The organism is Pseudomonas sp. B40(2017) (assembly GCF_002112855.1).
In the GTDB taxonomy this organism is placed as follows: Bacteria; Pseudomonadota; Gammaproteobacteria; order Pseudomonadales; family Pseudomonadaceae; genus Aquipseudomonas; species Aquipseudomonas pharyngis.
Genome location: NZ_NEIT01000006.1, coordinates 571,935 through 588,252, shown reverse-complemented (window position 1 = coordinate 588,252; position 16,318 = coordinate 571,935). Strand labels below are relative to the sequence as shown.

The following is a 16,318-nucleotide window of genomic DNA, read 5'->3' as shown; positions in this document are numbered from 1 at the left end:
GACTCAGCCCTGATTGAGCAGTTGACGCAAATCGATCACGGCCGCGTTGGCCCGGGAAATGTAGTTGGCCATGACCAGCGAGTGGTTGGCCAGCACACCGAAGCCGCTGCCATTGAGGATCATCGGGCTCCAGACCGGCTCCTGAGACGCCTCCAGCTCACGAATGATCTGACGCACGCTGACAGTCGCGTTCTTCTTCGCCAGCACGTCGGCGAAATCGACCTCGATCGCGCGCAGCAGGTGCGAAAGCGCCCAGGCCTGGCCACGGGCTTCGTAGAACACGTTGTCGATCTGCATCCACGGAGTCTCAACGACTTCCTCGTCGACCTGAGGCACTTCACCCACCGCCGGCACTTCGGTTTTCAGCGCGGTGTTGAGTTTGACCCGGCCAACACTGGCCGACAGGCGTTGCGACAGCGACCCGAGACGAGTGCCGACATCACCCAGCCAGTTGTTCAGGTTGTCGGCACGGGCGTAGAACAGCGCGTTTTTCTGGGTCGGGTCGGACAGGCGCGCCTGATAACGGCTCAGGGAATTGATGCCTTCCTGATATTCCGACTCGCTGGATGGCAGGACCCAGCTCTTGTTGTCGAAGTTGAAGCGCGGCTCGGCCTTGGCCAGGTCGGCGTCTTCAGCCGATTGCGACTGCGAACGGGCGAAATCCTTGCGCAGGGCGCGGGTCAGGTCGCGGACCTGCACCAGTACGCCGTATTCCCAGCTCGGCATGTTGTCCATCCACAGGCCCGGCGGGAAACGGTCGTTGGAAATATAGCCGCCCGGCTTGTCGAGCAACGTGCCGGCAACGGTTTTCAGGGTTTCGACGGTGGTGTAGCCGACCACCATCTGCTTGCCCTCTTTCTCGGCGGCAACCTGAGCGTTCTGCGCCACGGGAAACAGCGCCGGCTCCTGGCTCCAGTACCAGCCAAGGGCAATAGTCACCAACAGGTAAATGGCGACCAGCGTGGCCAGCGCCCGGCTGAACAACAGCCCGCCGACATAGCTGCGGGCGGCCGACTTGGGCTCGGCGGCACGTTCAGGCGCGCTGCCCGCGCGGTTCTTCCAGTCCAGCATGGCGATATCCTTTCAATCTTGGGTTCAACGGTTCGACCACAACCATACAACAACGTGCCTCGACCGGGCACCCGCGATCAGGGTAGCGGAGAAAAACAAGTGAAGGTCGGCAGTGAACGAAAGGATAGACGCAGCCTTCAGACGTTGAAAATTCGCATTGAAATCTGCCGGACATCATCTGGCATGAACAGATGCGCGATGCCCTGCGCGTCGGTTCGGCGCTGGGTGGGGACCCCATCGACCGTGGCAATGTAGGCCTGCTGTGGCAATGGTTCGCCGGTCATGCTGTCGACCAGACGATAGATTCGGGGAGTTCTGGTGGGTTGGGGCGGTGGATTGTTCATCAGGTCGAGTACCGCTTGATCGAACGCTGACTGGGCAGTGGGCCATTCGCCGTAATCGGCGTCAGCCCTGAGCAGCAGCCAGTCGCCGTGTTCAATCTGCTCCAGCACTTCACTGTCCAGATCGAGCATCAGGCCTGCCCGCAACTGATCGAGACCTTCGAGGGGTTGCCGCTCCAGCAACACCTTGCAAACCCGCTCCAGCGCCTGGTCCACGGGGTAGACATGCTGGCGTTCGCTTTCGGTCAGGTGCGAATGATGAACCAGCCTCATCACTGGCCCTCGCTCTGCCACTCATCGGAGCCCATCGTCCGGCTGATCTCATGCCGCCAGTAGATGCGACGGTAACTGAAGTGGACTTTTTCCCGTTGTGTCAGGTGCGCTGTGACTGGGTCCTGGCAGTCGGGCATAAAGACCTCGGCGCTGACGATCTGCGCGTCCTCCAGTTCAATCGTATAGAAGTGCTCCTGAGTACCGTGGGCCGATGTTCGATAGAACTCCAGACAACACTTGCTCAGCCGTTCACCGGAACACAGGGCGACCTGGATCAGCGGCGACGCTTTGTCGATGGTTTTGGTGATGACCAGCGGTTTGTGCATTCGCCGCCCGGCACCCGCGCCGTTGGGCAGGAGAATGCCGTGGCTGAAGGCCTGAACCATGATCTTGTCCTCACGCCCGTTCTGGTAGCTGTTGCCCACCGACGGTTCGGTGAAGGCACCGGCGCTGATCAGGCCCTGGCGACTGCCGTGGATGGTCATGAAGGCTGGGGTTGGCATGGAATTTCTCCTTCTTTGGGTTGGGGTGGGGGAAAGGGGTGGGGTTCTTCGTAGAGGGTTTCCGTTTCCTCGAAAGGTATCCAGGGCTTGGTGAGCTCGAGAGTAATGAGATATCGCTCCTGGTCGGGATGTCTTGAGTCGCGAAACCGTGCAAGAACCAGCATCGCCTGGTATTTATCGCTGGCCTGCCAATAAGAAATTCCGGGAATCACGCTGTTCCTGAGATAGATCCGCCACTCGGGCGTATCCGCCATCGTGGGATCACTTCGCGTCCCCATTGGCCTCCAGCCTTTCGCGCACCATTGAGCTTGCAGATCGAGAACGACCTTCATGACATCGTCAATCAGCAGAGGCTCGATTTGAGGAGACATGCGGATATCACCGACCACGTCACCCTCGAAGGTCACCGTAAAAAAACGCGCCATCGGCGTTTCGAACCCATACTGCGAATCGACAAATCGCAGGCGCGCATCCGTCTTCGGAATGCCACCCCAGACACGACTGCCGACGCGCCCCCACGAAAGGAATGGGGCGGTCGAGTGCTCTTGCATGTATTCATATGTGCCCCCTATCGCCAGCGCCATCACGGGCTCGTCCCACAATGGCTGCATCAACTGACGTGCGGCGGTCCACATCAAAACAACACTAAGCGCCAGCCACGCCCAAAAGCGCCATTTGGATAGACAGTTTCGCCAGGACATCAAGTCTCCCCCATGGCGGCAATCTCGCCGATGGATTGCGCCAACGCGTTTCGGTTGCTGTCGTTGAGCATCTGGTCAAAACGCGATGCTGCCCGTAGCACGAACTCCATTCGCTGATCGATATCCGACAGATCCGCCATCGGATTGCTGCCGAACCCGATGGTGCGGCCATCTTCGACACGCTGACATTGACTGGTGAGGGTCAACTCGATGGCCTGCGCCACACCGGAAGGAAAGCCGGTCGCGTAGGAAAAATGATTCCCACGCAACAACGTCACCAAATGACGATTTTCGTAGATGCTCGGTTGGAGAATGTTTCGCTGCTCGTGCCAGGCCAGATGCTTCACACTTTCGGCAATATTCCCCGTTTCTATCGCTTCAAATCCCCTCAAGATTTCTTGAAACGCCCAACCGAAAGGAATGGTTTTCTCCCCTATAGGCCAAAGCACCGGAAACTTTGCGTGTCCATGAATCGTTTTCCGGGTCTTCAGACACTTCTTCAACTCCGCCAACCCTCGCACCGCATAAAACTGATGCAGCGGATAAACATCCAGAAACAGCGTGGTATTGCCCATCGCCATCATGTCGTACACATGCCGGAACTGTTGCTGCACCAATGACAGCTCTTCACCCGAAGTACGCAAATCCAGCGAAGGCACAGGGTTGCGCGCCCTCGCCTCTTGGTAATCCCCCCAGTCCTCGGCCTGTCGGGGCATTTTGTCCGGAGTGAGCAGCCCGGACTCACGGCGCCCGTCGCGCACCCGCTGCCGTGCCTCATGCTCCTGGCGGATCAGCTCGATACTGTCCGCCGCATGCAGCAATCCACAACCGACCTGCTTGGACGCGAACGCCGCCAGCCCGGCCCACTGGAACCGCGAGTCATGCAGCCACAGTCGGGCATACGCGGCGTTGATCGCCCGGTTGCGCTGCACCGGATCGGCGATCAGCACGCCGTCAGGGGCGACGATGTTCTCCGCCTCCCGCTGATAGGCACGCCAAAGGCACTGGCATGTCAAAACCGGCACCTCGGTCACCCTCACCCGTTCGCCATACAACATCTCTTCATTGCACTCACAGTCGGCAACGGGCGTGATGTTGTGATTCAGGCGCAGGGTATCGCTGGGGTATTTGTTGAAACACTGGGTCATGTCCGGGCAAACATCCGGTAGGGGTTTCCCTGACCCTACCAGCGCAAAACACTTGCGAAACCGACCTTGGGAAAAATCAGAAAGCCCTGACAGACGATGACTATCCAGTGCGGGAGAAGCGTCCTCAAAAGCCCTGGGAAACATCCTTCAACGCCCGGTTCACGGGCACTTGATCGACGAGCAAGCCCCGGATAAAACCGACCAGTCAGAAACTGAATGGTGACGCACAGCAGATTATTGACGTACGACACTCATGTAAGGGAAAAGAGGTGCTAGCATAGAGCCACCAGTCGATCTCAGCATGCAGCCTAACTAGTAGTCAGGATATGACCGAGCCAGAAGACCCCAGCCGTGAGCGCCTCAAGCACCACTTTGCCCAGCGGGTAATTCATCAGGCACGTCAGATTCTTGAGATATGGCAGCGCCTGCAACGCAGTGAGTGGTCCACTGCCGACCTCGCCGAACTGAGCGAGGCCAATCTGCGCCTGCTGCGTTTTGCCGAGCGCTTCGAACAGCCCGAGCACACGCAGCTGGCCCGTCACATCAGCCAGTCGCTGGAAGCGGTGGACGCCAATCGCGGACGCCTGAGCAGCGGCCTGATCACCGATCTCAACCGTTTGATGCAGCGTCTGTCGCGCACCGGGCTGCGCCATGGCGATCAGCTTGATCAGACCTTCCTGCCACCCCTGCGCAAACCGATCTACGTGATGCTGCAGGATCACGACCGCGCCGAGCGGCTGGCCAAGCAGCTGGAGTTTTTCGGTCTGAGCGCTCAGGCGCTGGACAGCGTGTCGGCGTTTCGCTCCTCGATGGTCGAGCGCCTGCCGGCCGCGATCGTCATGGACGTGGATTTCAGCGGTGCCGGCGTCGGTCTGAAGCTCGCCGCAGAAGCCCAGCAAGGTCTGGAAGAACCGCTGCCGCTGCTGTTCTTCAGCCTGCACGAAACCGACACCCCGACCCGCCTCGCGGCGGTGCGCGCCGGTGGCCAGGAATTTCTCACCGGTACCCTCGAAGCCTCGAGCCTGCTGGAGAAGATCGAAGTCCTGACCTGCGTCGCCCAGTACGAACCCTATAAAGTGCTGATCATCGACGACTCCCGCGCCCAGGCCCTGCACACCGAACGCCTGCTCAACAGCGCCGGGATCGTCACCCGCACCCTGATCGAACCGATCCAGGCCATGGCCGAGCTGGCGGACTTCCAGCCGGACCTGATCATTCTCGACATGTACATGCCGGCCTGCACCGGCACCGAGCTGGCCAAGGTCATTCGTCATAACGATCGCTACGTCAGCGTGCCGATCATTTACCTGTCGGCCGAAGACGATCTGGACAAGCAGCTCGACGCCATGAGCGAAGGCGGCGACGACTTCCTGACCAAGCCGATCAAGCCGCGCCACCTGATCACCACCGTACGCAACCGCGCCGCCCGCGCGCGCAACCTGAAAGCACGGATGGTTCGCGACAGCCTCACCGGCCTGTACAACCACACGCACATTCTGCAATTGCTCGAAGACTGTTCGTTCCGCGCCCGCCGCGAGAACAAGCCGTTGAGCTTTGCCATGCTCGACATCGACCACTTCAAACGGGTCAACGACAGCCACGGCCACCCCATGGGCGACCGGGTGATCAAGAGCCTGGCGCTGTTCCTCAAGCAGCGTCTGCGCAAGACCGACTTCATCGGCCGTTACGGCGGCGAAGAGTTCGCCATCGTCATGCCCGACACCGATATAGAAGCCGCGCACAAAGTGCTCGACGAAATCCGCCAGCGCTTTGCCGAGATTCACTATCCGGCCCAGCCGCAGGATCTGTGGTGCACCTTCAGCGCCGGCGTGGTGGAGATGCGCGACGACTCCGACAGCCTGATGATGGCCAGCCAGGCCGACGAGGCGCTGTACCGCGCCAAGGGCGAAGGGCGCAATCGGGTGCAGACCGCCCGGGACTCAAAGCAAAGTGCCACTTTTTCATCGGAATCGCCCCAATCGGTCATAACCCTGTAACAGAACCGCAATAAATTCAGGCGCTTACCATTCTGCCGTTGGTAGCCGTCATGCGCCTGAAGTTGCTCACCAATCTCAATACCCTGTTGCTGGTCGCCGTCTGCTTGGCGCTCGGCGCCACGTTGTGGTGGTCGCAGAAAGCCCTGGAACGCCCGTATCTGTTGATGGAGCGTTACCTGGGCCTGTCGCAGCAATTTCAGAATGACGTGGCACGCAACGTCGAGGATTACCTCGCCAGCGGCGACGCCCTGCGCCTGAGCAGCGCCAGTCAGGCCATCGATCAATTGCAGAAAGAACTCGGCGAGCTGCCGCCAGCGCTGGCCGACACCTTGCGCCCGAGCCTCAGCGGCCTCGACGAATTCAGCAAGACCGACCTGCTGGCCGCCGGCAAACTGGCCGGCGATCCACAAGCACTGTTGTTGCAGGCCGAGCGCGAATTGAGCGCCAGCCTCGATCAGCTCAGCACCTACGCCGGCGGCAATGCGACCTACCTGACGCCCCTGCTGATTGCCTCTCAACATCTGGGCAAACTGTCGCTGGCCCGGGACAAACTGGTCAGCAGCGGACGCAGTGAACTGGCCGCCGATGTCGAGCGCGAAGTCAGCAACATCCGCGCCCAGGCCCAAACGATCGATGCCCTGCCCTTGCTCGGTGTGGTCGCCAGCAGTGAGTCCGGCAGCGACGACTTCGCCGCGCTGATGGGCATCGAAAGCACCGAAAAAGCCGCCGCCGAAGACGCCGGCGTCGGTCTCAAACGCGAACTCAACAGTTTGCTCGGCCGTTACCCGGCGGAGCTCGCACGCACCCGCGAGCAGATCCAGAAACGCACCGACCTGAGCACCGCAACCCACCAGAAAATTGCCGCCGTGCAGCAAGCCATCGCCGGCCTCGAACCGGTGGTACGCGCCCAGCACGGGCAAATCCAGGGTGAAGTGCGGCTGATGCAAGGCGTGATGATCGGTCTGATTCTGCTGATCGCACTGCTGATCGATACCCTGCAGCGGCGCCTGGCCCGCACCTTGACCAACCTCGCGCCGGCGCTGTCAACCTGGGCCGAAGGCGACTTCAGCCGCGACATTCATCTGGGCAAGACCAACCGCGAACTGCACGACATCGAAGCCTCGCTCAATCGATTGCGCGCCTACCTGGTGGATCTGGTCGGGACCATTCGCGGCAATGCCGAACAGGTGGCGGGCAGCAGCCGCACCCTCGCCGAACTGAGCAATGACTTGCACAGCGGTGCCGAACATCAGGCCGGCGATACAGCGCTGATCCGTGATTCCCTCGGCGAACTGGAAGCGACCATTCAGCAAGTGGCCGGCGATGCGCGCCAGGCCGCCGACGCCAGTCGCCATGCCGGGCTGGCGGTCGAACACGGGCAACAGGTGATCGGCCAGAGCCTCACCGGCCTGCACGCGCTGGTCGGTGAAGTGCAAGGCAATGCGCAGATGATCGAACACCTGGCCGAAGAGTCGGCGACCATCGGCGGCGTACTGACGGTGATCCGCTCGATTGCCGACCAGACCAACCTGCTGGCGCTCAACGCGGCGATCGAAGCCGCCCGCGCCGGGGAAATGGGCCGTGGGTTTGCCGTGGTGGCCGAGGAAGTGCGCTCGCTGGCGCAACGCACCGCCGGCGCCACCGCCGAGATTCAGACCCTGATCGCCGGCCTGCAAACTGCAGCGAGACAATCGGTCGAGGGCATGCGCGCCCAGGTAGAACACGCCGAAGCCACCGCCAATCAGGCGCAATCGGCGGACGGGGCGCTGGACAGGATTGTCGGCGCGATCCAGACCATCTCCGACACGGCAATCCGCATTGCCGAGATCACCGCGCAACAGAGCGGCGCGGTCAGCGAGATTCGCGATCACAGCGAACGGATTCACCAGTTGGGCGGGGACAATCTGCTGCGCATCGGTCAGAGCCGCGAGCAAGGCGAGAACTTGCTGTTGCTGGGCGGTCAGCTGCACACCGCAGTGCAAGCCTTTCGCGTCTGACAGATGGCTATCGCGAGCAGGCTCGCTCCCACATTGAATGCATACCCACCTGTGGGAGCGAGCCTGCTCGCGATGGGGCCAGACGAGTCAACGCAAGAGCCTGCCAATCGGCACTCTGTCCGCTATCATTCCCGCACCTTTGATTCGCGAGATTGTCATGCGCCGTCTGCTCTGCCTGCTGTTTTTCGTCTTCGCCCTGCCGGCCGGCGCCGCCGGTCTGTTCGACAGCAAACCCAGCGCCACGCTGGGCTCGGTCAACAACAGCGCCGATTTCCTGCCGGTGCGCGAAGCCTTTCAACTGAGTCTGGTCGAGAGCACGCCGCAATCGGTCAAACTGCGCTTCGTCGCCACCGAAGGCTATTACCTCTACCGCCACCGTTTCCAATTTCGCGCCGAGCCGGCGGAGGTAAAACTTGGCGCCGCACAACTGCCGCAAGGCGAACAGAAACACGACGAGTATTTCGGTGACGTCGAGGTCTACCACGGCATTCTCGATGTGGAGCTGCCACGCAATGATGCTCGAGCGTTCACGCTGGCCGTCACCTATCAGGGCTGTGCCGACAAAGGCTTGTGCTATCCACCGGAAACCGAGCGCCTGAGCATCGCGGGCAACGCAGTGCCAAGTGACGCGTCCACTCCGGTGACCGGTTGGGACTGGCGAGATCTGGCGCTGTTCTTCCTGGCAGGTCTGGGCCTGACCTTCACGCCGTGTGTATTGCCGATGCTGCCGATCCTGTCCGGTGTGGTGTTGCGCGGGCAGGTCGGCGGTTTGCGTGGCTTCAATCTGTCTTTGGCTTATGTGCTGCCGATGGCCGCGTGCTTTGCGCTGCTCGGGGCCTTGATGGGGCTCTTCGGCGCGCAACTGAATCTGCAGGCACGGCTACAATCGGCGTGGGTGCTGGTGCCGTTCGCGATGTTCTTTGCGGTGTTCGCGCTGGCGATGTTCGGCGTATTCGAGCTGAAACTGCCGCACTTCATCAGCAGCCGCCTCGACCGGATCGCCGGGCGCACAGAAGGCGGCTCGCTGTGGGGCGCGGCGGTGTTGGGCGTGGTGTCGAGTTTGCTGGTATCGCCGTGCGTTTCCGCACCGCTGGCCGGCGCACTGCTTTATATAAGCGCCAGCGGCGACGCGCTGGGTGGCGGCCTGAAGCTGTTCATGCTCGGCCTGGGCATGGGCGCGCCGCTGTTGCTGGTGGCTACCGGTGGCGCGGCGTGGCTGCCGAAAAGCGGGCCGTGGATGATGTACGTGAAGAACGGCATCGGCGTGTTGCTGCTCGGGCTGGCCATCGGTTTGCTCAGCCGGGTATTGCCGGGACAGATCACCTTGTTGCTGATCGGCCTGCTGGCCGGCGGCGTCGGCCTGTTCCTCGGCGCTTTGGAATTCGTCTACAAACCGCCGCGCAAACGCCTCGGCCAGTTGCTGGGCCTGTTCCTGCTGTTTTATGCGCTGGCCTGCTGGTACGGCGCGTTCAGCGGGCAGACCGACCCGCTGAATCCAATAGCCCCGGCACGACTTGCCGACAGCGGCTCCACCGCGCAAAACAGCGGTTCGTGGCAGACCGTCAGCACCCCGGCGGAACTGGATCGGGTGCTGCTCGAAGCGAAAACCGCCGACACCCCGCTGCTGCTCGACTGGTACGCCGACTGGTGCATCAGCTGCAAAGTCATCGAACACGAAGTGCTCAATGACGCCACAGTCGTCGATCGGCTCAAGGGCTATCGGCTGATCCGGTTCGACATCACCGCCAGCAACGCCGAACAGCGCACCCTGCTCGACCGCTACAGCCTGTTTGGCCCACCGGCGCTGATGTTCTTCGGCAAAGACGGAGTGGAACGTCGCGATGTGCGGGTGATCGGCGAGATCAACGCCCGCGACTTCGCCGAACGTGTCGCTAAAGCGAATGACCGGATTTAATCAGTCAGTCACATATTTTGCGCAAACATCGGTCATCGTGCTGGCTATTGCAGAGAACTGGACAGTCACAAAGTCTTTGCGGCATAGTCGCCGGGTTCTGACGAAGGCTCACCCATAACAAGGAACACGCAGATGGCAACGCTACTGGTGCTGCACGGCCCCAACCTGAACCTGCTCGGCACCCGGGAACCCGGGACCTACGGGTCGACCACCCTGGCGCAGATCAATCAGGATCTGGAACGCCGCGCCCGTGAAGCCGGCCATCATCTGCTGTATCTGCAAAGCAACGCCGAGTACGAATTGATCGACCGCATCCACGCCGCACGCGGTGAGGGCGTGGACTTCATTCTGATCAACCCGGCGGCATTTACACACACAAGTGTCGCATTACGTGACGCGCTGCTGGGAGTGAGCATCCCATTCATCGAAGTGCATTTGTCCAACGTGCACAAACGCGAACCTTTCCGCCATCACTCCTACTTCTCCGACGTAGCGGTAGGAGTGATCTGCGGCCTTGGCGCCAGCGGTTATCGACTGGCCCTGGAGGCTGCACTAGAGCAGCTTGAACACCAAGCTATACGCCCCTGACCGACCCTTGGGAGTTGATGATTCATGGATATCCGTAAAGTTAAGAAACTGATCGAATTGCTGGAAGAGTCCGGCATCGACGAGCTCGAGATCAAGGAAGGCGAAGAGTCCGTACGCATCAGCCGTCACAGCAAGACCCCGGCGCAGCAGTACTACGCTCCGGCTCCGATGCAGGCTCCGGCCGCTGCACCTGCCGCCGCTGCCGCTCCGGTTGCCGCTGCCGCAGCTCCAGCTGCCGCTGCTGCTCCAGCGCTGAACGGCACCGTTGCCCGTTCGCCGATGGTCGGCACCTTCTATCGCAAATCTTCGCCAACCTCGCCGTCCTTCGTTGAAGTCGGCCAGACCGTGAAGAAAGGCGACACCCTGTGCATCGTCGAAGCCATGAAGATGATGAACCACATCGAAGCTGAAACCAGCGGTGTGATCGAGTCCATCCTCGTCGAAGACGGCCAGCCGGTTGAGTACGACCAACCGCTGTTCACCATCGTTTGAACTGCGGAGAGCCTTTGATGACTGCGAAGTTGGAAAAAGTTCTGATCGCTAACCGCGGTGAGATCGCCCTGCGGATTCTGCGTGCCTGCAAAGAGATGGGCATCAAGACCGTCGCCGTTTACTCCAAGGCCGACAAAGAGCTGATGCACCTGGGTCTGGCAGACGAATCCGTCTGCATCGGCCCGGCTTCTGCCGCTCAGTCCTACCTGCACATCCCGGCCATCATCGCTGCCGCTGAAGTGACTGGCGCTACCGCCATTCACCCAGGCTACGGTTTCCTCGCGGAAAACGCCGACTTCGCCGAGCAGGTCGAGAACTCCGGCTTCGCCTTCATCGGTCCGAAAGCCGAAACCATTCGCCTGATGGGCGACAAGGTATCGGCCAAGCACGCGATGATCGAAGCGGGCGTGCCAACCGTTCCAGGTTCCGACGGCCCGCTGCCGGAAGACGAGGAAACGGCGCTGCGCATCGGTCGTGAAGTCGGCTACCCGGTGATCATCAAGGCCGCCGGCGGCGGTGGTGGTCGCGGCATGCGCGTGGTGCACAAGGAAGAAGACCTGATCGCCTCGGCGAAACTGACCCGCTCCGAAGCAGGCGCGGCGTTCGGCAACCCTATGGTCTATCTGGAAAAATTCCTGACCAACCCGCGTCACGTCGAAGTGCAGGTTCTGTCCGACGGCCAGGGCAACGCCATCCATCTGGGCGACCGCGATTGCTCGCTGCAACGCCGTCACCAGAAGGTTCTCGAGGAAGCGCCGGCACCGGGCATCGACGAGAACGCGCGCAAGGAAGTCCTGGCTCGCTGCGTCAAGGCGTGCATCGACATCGGCTACCGTGGCGCCGGCACCTTCGAGTTCCTGTACGAGAACGGTCGTTTCTACTTCATCGAAATGAACACCCGTGTTCAGGTGGAGCACCCGGTTTCGGAAATGGTCACCGGTATCGACATCGTCAAGGAGATGCTCAGCATCGCCGCTGGCAACAAGCTGTCGTATACCCAGGATGATGTGGTGATCCGCGGTCATTCGCTGGAATGCCGGATCAACGCCGAAGACCCGAAAACCTTCATGCCGAGCCCGGGTACGGTCAAGCATTTCCACGCACCAGGCGGCAACGGCGTTCGCGTCGATTCGCACCTGTACAGCGGTTATGCCGTTCCGCCGAACTACGACTCGCTGATCGGCAAGCTGATCACTTACGGCGCGACCCGCGACGAAGCCATGGCCCGCATGCGCAATGCCCTGGACGAAATCGTGGTTGACGGGATCAAGACCAACATCCCGCTGCACCGTGATCTGACCCGCGACGAAGGCTTCTGCAAAGGGGGCGTGAACATTCACTACCTCGAGCACAAGCTGGCTGGCGAGAAGCACTAAGCTTCAGCCCGCACCAGACAAGGCCGCCTTCGGGCGGCTTTGTTGTTTCCGAAGGTTTCATCTGCTCACACATTCCCCGCTCCCACAAAACCGTCGCGCTCGCGTAAACTTGCGCGCTTCTCGCAGGCCGCTAGGCTGCAATCAATCTTTTTCACAGGTGCCCGCCATGCCTTGGCTGCAAGTAAGACTCGCCATCAGCCCGGAACAAGCCGAAACCTACGAAGACGCTTTCCTAGAAGTGGGCGCCGTTTCGGTGACCTTCATGGACGCCGAAGACCAGCCGATCTTCGAGCCGGAACTCAACACCACCCCGCTGTGGGCACACACCCACCTGCTGGCCCTGTTCGAGGGCGGCACTGAAGCCGCCCCGGTACTGGCCCATCTGGAACTGCTGACCGGCAGCCCGCTGCCCGAGCACCACAGCGAAGTAATCGAAGACCAGGACTGGGAACGCAGCTGGATGGATGGTTTCCAGCCGATGCGTTTCGGTCAGCGTCTGTGGATCGTGCCGAGCTGGCACGCCGCCCCGGAGCCGGACGCGGTCAACCTGCTGCTGGACCCGGGCCTGGCGTTCGGCACCGGTACCCACCCGACCACCGCCCTGTGCCTGGAATGGCTGGACGGCCAGGACCTGAAAGACTGCAACGTGCTGGACTTCGGCTGCGGCTCGGGGATTCTGGCGATTGCCGCCCTGCTGCTGGGCGCGAAAGAAGCCGTGGGCACCGACATCGACGTGCAGGCACTCGAAGCCTCCCGCGACAACGCCGGGCGTAACAACATCGCGGACGACCTGTTCCCGCTGTACCTGCCGAAAGACCTGCCGCAGGTCAAAGCCGACGTACTGGTGGCCAACATTCTGGCCGGCCCGCTGGTTTCCCTGGCGCCGCAACTGTCCGGTCTGGTCAAGTCCGGCGGGCGTCTGGCACTGTCCGGGATCCTCGCCGAACAAGGCGACGAAGTCGCTGCCGCCTACGCGCAGGACTTCGATCTCGACCCGATCGCCAATCGCGATGGCTGGGTGCGCATCACCGGCCGTCGGCGCTAGAATGACTGCCTGCTCAATCCGGACCGCCGCATGACCGACAGCTTCGTCACCCAGTGCCCGCATTGCCAAACCAGTTTCCGCGTCAGCCACGCTCAGTTAAGCGTGGCCCGCGGGGTGGTTCGTTGCGGCTCCTGCCTGCAAGTGTTCAATGCCGCCAAGCAATTGCTGGAGCAACACGCAGGCAAGGAAGCGGTCACGCCGGTGGCGCCGTTAATCAGCGAGCCGCCGCCGATCAGCGAGCCTGCGCCTGTCGAACCACCAGCCATCGTCGAAACGACCGAGCCACGCGCCATCAGCCAAAAGCAATGGAGCGCCGCCGAGCTGGATCTGGACAGCCTGGATCTGGACGAAGAGCTGGCCCGCCTCGAGCAACGGGAAATCCAGCCGACCACCGAATTCGGCCGCCCACGCGAAGACGCCCTGAGCGCTCGTCGCGACAGCCATGAACCGGAAGATACGGCTTGGCCGGACAGCCTGTTCAGCGAACCGGCAGATGAGCGCGCTCCCGAAGTCGAAGATGAACCCGACGTCGTCGAGCCTGAACCCGTCCGATCGGAGCGCACCGAACCTTCGCTGTCGCTGGAGCCGGTGGATCTCGACGACGAACCGCCGATCCCGCAACTGCGCCTGCACGATCCGATCGACCCGAATGCCCGTCGTGAACGCCTGTCGGCCAGCGATGACGTCGACGACGAACTGCCACTGATCGAGCCTGCGCGCAAAAAACGCGAACGTGTCGAATCCAGTGCTCGCGCCGAAGCGTTGCAGGATCTGACCGATGATCCGCTGCAACTGGACTGGCAGAAACGCCGCTCGCCCTGGGGCCGTCGCCTGCTCGGGCTGTTGCTGATCGTGCTGGCCGCCGCCGGCCTGGGCGGACAATACGTCGCCTATCACTTCGACGAGCTGGCGCGCCAGGATCAATACCGGCCATGGTTCCAGCAACTGTGCCCGCAAATCGGCTGCACGGTGCCGTCCAAAGTGGATATCGCCAAGATCAAGAGCAGCAACCTGGTGGTGCGCAGCCACCCGGAATTCAGCGGTGCGCTGGTGGTGGACGCGATCATTTATAACCGCGCGCCGTTCTCGCAGCCGTTTCCGCTGCTGGAGCTGCGCTTCGCCGACCTCAACGGCCACCTGATCGCCAGTCGTCGCTTCAAACCCGGCGAATACCTCAACGGCGACCTCGAAGGCATGGCGGAAATGCCGCCGCAGACGCCGATCCACATCGCTCTGGACATCCTCGATCCAGGCCCGAAAGCGGTGAACTACAGCCTGAGTTTCCACTCACCCGAGTGAAGCGCTTCACCGCTCCCGGATTGACGGCAATTTTCTGACTGCACACCGCGCGACCAAACCGGCGGTAATAACAGAATAACTGTTCAGATTTTGTTCAATTCAGCCTTTATCCAGTCATCGAGAGCGGGTATCATGCCAACCCTTTTTCGAACTCTCATGATCCGGCCCCACTTCAGGGAAGTCCTATGTCGGCGGTACGCATCGGCCCATATACATTGCAGAACGGTTTGATCCTCGCCCCGATGGCGGGTGTCACCGACCAGCCCTTTCGTCAGCTGTGCAAGCGTCTGGGCGCAGGGCTTGTAGTCTCGGAAATGGTCACCAGTGACATGAGCCTGTGGAACACCCGCAAGTCGCGCATGCGCATGATCCACGAAGGCGATCCCGAGCCACGCTCGGTGCAGATCGCCGGTGGCGATGCGCAGATGCTGGCGGATGCGGCCCGGGCCAACGTCGAGCTGGGCGCACAGATTATTGATATCAACATGGGTTGCCCGGCGAAGAAGGTCTGCAACAAGGCCGCCGGCTCCGCGTTGTTGAAGGATGAAGCACTGGTTACCGAGATCCTGCATGCCGTCGTGGCGGCGGTTGATGTGCCGGTGACCCTGAAGATCCGCACCGGATGGGATCGCGACAACAAGAACGGCCTGACCGTGGCGAAGATCGCCGAACAGGCCGGGATCACGGCGCTGGCGGTGCATGGCCGCACCCGCGCCGACCTGTACACCGGCGAAGCCGAGTACGACACCATTGCCGCGATCAAGCAGGCAGTGTCGATTCCGGTCTTTGCCAACGGCGACATCGTATCGCCGGAAAAGGCCCGCTACGTGCTCGACGCGACCGGTGCCGATGGCCTGTTGATCGGCCGGGCTGCCCAGGGGCGGCCATGGATTTTTCGCGAGATCGAACACTTTCTGCGTACCGGCGAAAAACTGCCGGCGCCGGAGCTGATCGAGGTGGAACGCATTCTGCTTGAGCATCTGGCCGCCCTCCACGCCTTCTATGGGGACGTGATGGGTGTGCGAATTGCCCGCAAGCATGTGGGCTGGTATCTCGCAACCTTGCCGGGCGCCAGGGAGTTTCGCGCCCACTTCAATCGTTTGGATGGTACGGAAACACAATGCGCCAACGTTCGGGAGTTCTTCGCCGAACGTTACAAGAGCCTGACAGGGGACGGAGAAGGGGTGGCCGCATGACGATGATGACCGAGACTTTAGTGAGTGGAACAACACCCGTGAGCGACAACGTGAATTTGAAACAGCACCTCAATACCCCGAGCGAAGAAGGCCAGACCCTTCGCGGGAGTGTCGAGAAAGCGCTGCACAATTATTTCGCCCACCTTGAGGGCGCGTCCGTCACGGATGTGTACAACCTGGTGCTCTCCGAAGTCGAGGCTCCCCTGCTCGAAAGCGTGATGAACTACGTCAAGGGCAACCAGACCAAGGCCAGCGAGCTGCTCGGACTGAACCGCGGCACGCTGCGCAAGAAACTCAAGCAGTACGATCTGCTGTAAGCATTCAATCAAACCAGAAAGGCGCCCGCGTAAAACCGGTCGCCTTTTTTGCTGACTTC

General features: G+C 61.4%; 14 protein-coding genes and 1 pseudogene. 10 read left to right on the top strand and 5 right to left on the bottom strand.

Translation table 11 applies throughout. From position 1 onward, the window contains the following. Nucleotides 1-3: 3 nt before the first annotated feature. The 5 genes from CAF76_RS19690 to CAF76_RS19670 form a co-directional block, all read right to left on the bottom strand. Complete coding sequence (locus tag CAF76_RS19690) at nucleotides 4-1,071, bottom strand: DUF2333 family protein (protein ID WP_064593244.1); 1,068 nt, start codon at nucleotides 1,069-1,071, stop codon at nucleotides 4-6. Nucleotides 1,072-1,208: 137 nt separating this feature from the next. Continuing rightward, entirely contained in the window at nucleotides 1,209-1,685 is a 477-nt protein-coding gene (locus CAF76_RS19685; RefSeq protein WP_085648120.1) for a hypothetical protein, read from the bottom strand. Next, nucleotides 1,685-2,188, bottom strand: a complete 504-nt coding sequence (locus CAF76_RS19680; protein WP_085648119.1) for an Hcp family type VI secretion system effector — start codon at nucleotides 2,186-2,188, stop codon at nucleotides 1,685-1,687. Before CAF76_RS19680 ends, CAF76_RS19685 begins: the two co-directional genes overlap by 1 nt. Continuing rightward, nucleotides 2,167-2,889 carry a hypothetical protein gene (locus tag CAF76_RS19675; protein ID WP_085648118.1) on the bottom strand — a complete coding sequence of 241 codons (723 nt, stop codon included), beginning with the start codon at nucleotides 2,887-2,889 and terminating at the stop codon, nucleotides 2,167-2,169. Before CAF76_RS19675 ends, CAF76_RS19680 begins: the two co-directional genes overlap by 22 nt. Then, nucleotides 2,889-4,037, bottom strand: coding sequence for a DUF2515 family protein (locus tag CAF76_RS19670; protein WP_085648117.1), 1,149 nt, complete (start codon nucleotides 4,035-4,037; stop codon nucleotides 2,889-2,891). Before CAF76_RS19670 ends, CAF76_RS19675 begins: the two co-directional genes overlap by 1 nt. A 326-nt stretch (nucleotides 4,038-4,363) precedes the next feature. Here CAF76_RS19670 and gcbA point away from each other — a divergent pair, with 326 nt between their 5' ends. The 10 genes and pseudogenes from gcbA to fis all read left to right on the top strand — a co-directional run bounded on the left by gcbA (nucleotide 4,364) and on the right by fis (nucleotide 16,259). Beyond that, entirely contained in the window at nucleotides 4,364-6,034 is a 1,671-nt protein-coding gene (gene gcbA, locus CAF76_RS19665; protein WP_039772046.1) for a diguanylate cyclase GcbA, read from the top strand. 1,490 nt (nucleotides 6,035-7,524) lie between these two features. Continuing rightward, nucleotides 7,525-8,031, top strand: a pseudogene (locus tag CAF76_RS29110) (methyl-accepting chemotaxis protein); the annotation flags it as partial. 157 nt (nucleotides 8,032-8,188) lie between these two features. Beyond that, nucleotides 8,189-9,946: a protein-disulfide reductase DsbD gene (locus CAF76_RS19655; RefSeq protein WP_085648115.1), complete on the top strand. Its 1,758-nt coding sequence runs from the start codon at nucleotides 8,189-8,191 to the stop codon at nucleotides 9,944-9,946. A 132-nt stretch (nucleotides 9,947-10,078) separates the two neighbouring features. Further along, on the top strand, nucleotides 10,079-10,534 hold the full coding sequence (gene aroQ / locus CAF76_RS19650; protein WP_064593231.1) for a type II 3-dehydroquinate dehydratase: 456 nt from the start codon (nucleotides 10,079-10,081) through the stop codon (nucleotides 10,532-10,534). Between the two features lie 24 nt (nucleotides 10,535-10,558). Then, on the top strand, nucleotides 10,559-11,026 hold the full coding sequence (accB, locus tag CAF76_RS19645; protein WP_007951023.1) for an acetyl-CoA carboxylase biotin carboxyl carrier protein: 468 nt from the start codon (nucleotides 10,559-10,561) through the stop codon (nucleotides 11,024-11,026). A 17-nt stretch (nucleotides 11,027-11,043) separates the two neighbouring features. Beyond that, nucleotides 11,044-12,402, top strand: a complete 1,359-nt coding sequence (gene accC / locus CAF76_RS19640) for an acetyl-CoA carboxylase biotin carboxylase subunit (RefSeq protein ID WP_064593229.1) — start codon at nucleotides 11,044-11,046, stop codon at nucleotides 12,400-12,402. Between the two features lie 166 nt (nucleotides 12,403-12,568). After that, nucleotides 12,569-13,447, top strand: a complete 879-nt coding sequence (prmA, locus tag CAF76_RS19635) for a 50S ribosomal protein L11 methyltransferase (protein WP_085648114.1) — start codon at nucleotides 12,569-12,571, stop codon at nucleotides 13,445-13,447. A 30-nt stretch (nucleotides 13,448-13,477) separates the two neighbouring features. Continuing rightward, the gene (locus tag CAF76_RS19630) at nucleotides 13,478-14,746 is read left to right on the top strand and encodes a DUF3426 domain-containing protein (RefSeq protein WP_085648113.1); all 1,269 of its coding nucleotides are present in this window, start codon (nucleotides 13,478-13,480) and stop codon (nucleotides 14,744-14,746) included. Between the two features lie 185 nt (nucleotides 14,747-14,931). Further along, nucleotides 14,932-15,942 carry a tRNA dihydrouridine synthase DusB gene (dusB, locus tag CAF76_RS19625; protein ID WP_007951027.1) on the top strand — a complete coding sequence of 337 codons (1,011 nt, stop codon included), beginning with the start codon at nucleotides 14,932-14,934 and terminating at the stop codon, nucleotides 15,940-15,942. Beyond that, nucleotides 15,939-16,259, top strand: a complete 321-nt coding sequence (gene fis / locus CAF76_RS19620) for a DNA-binding transcriptional regulator Fis (protein ID WP_002555375.1) — start codon at nucleotides 15,939-15,941, stop codon at nucleotides 16,257-16,259. Before dusB ends, fis begins: the two co-directional genes overlap by 4 nt. Nucleotides 16,260-16,318: the final 59 nt, after the last annotated feature.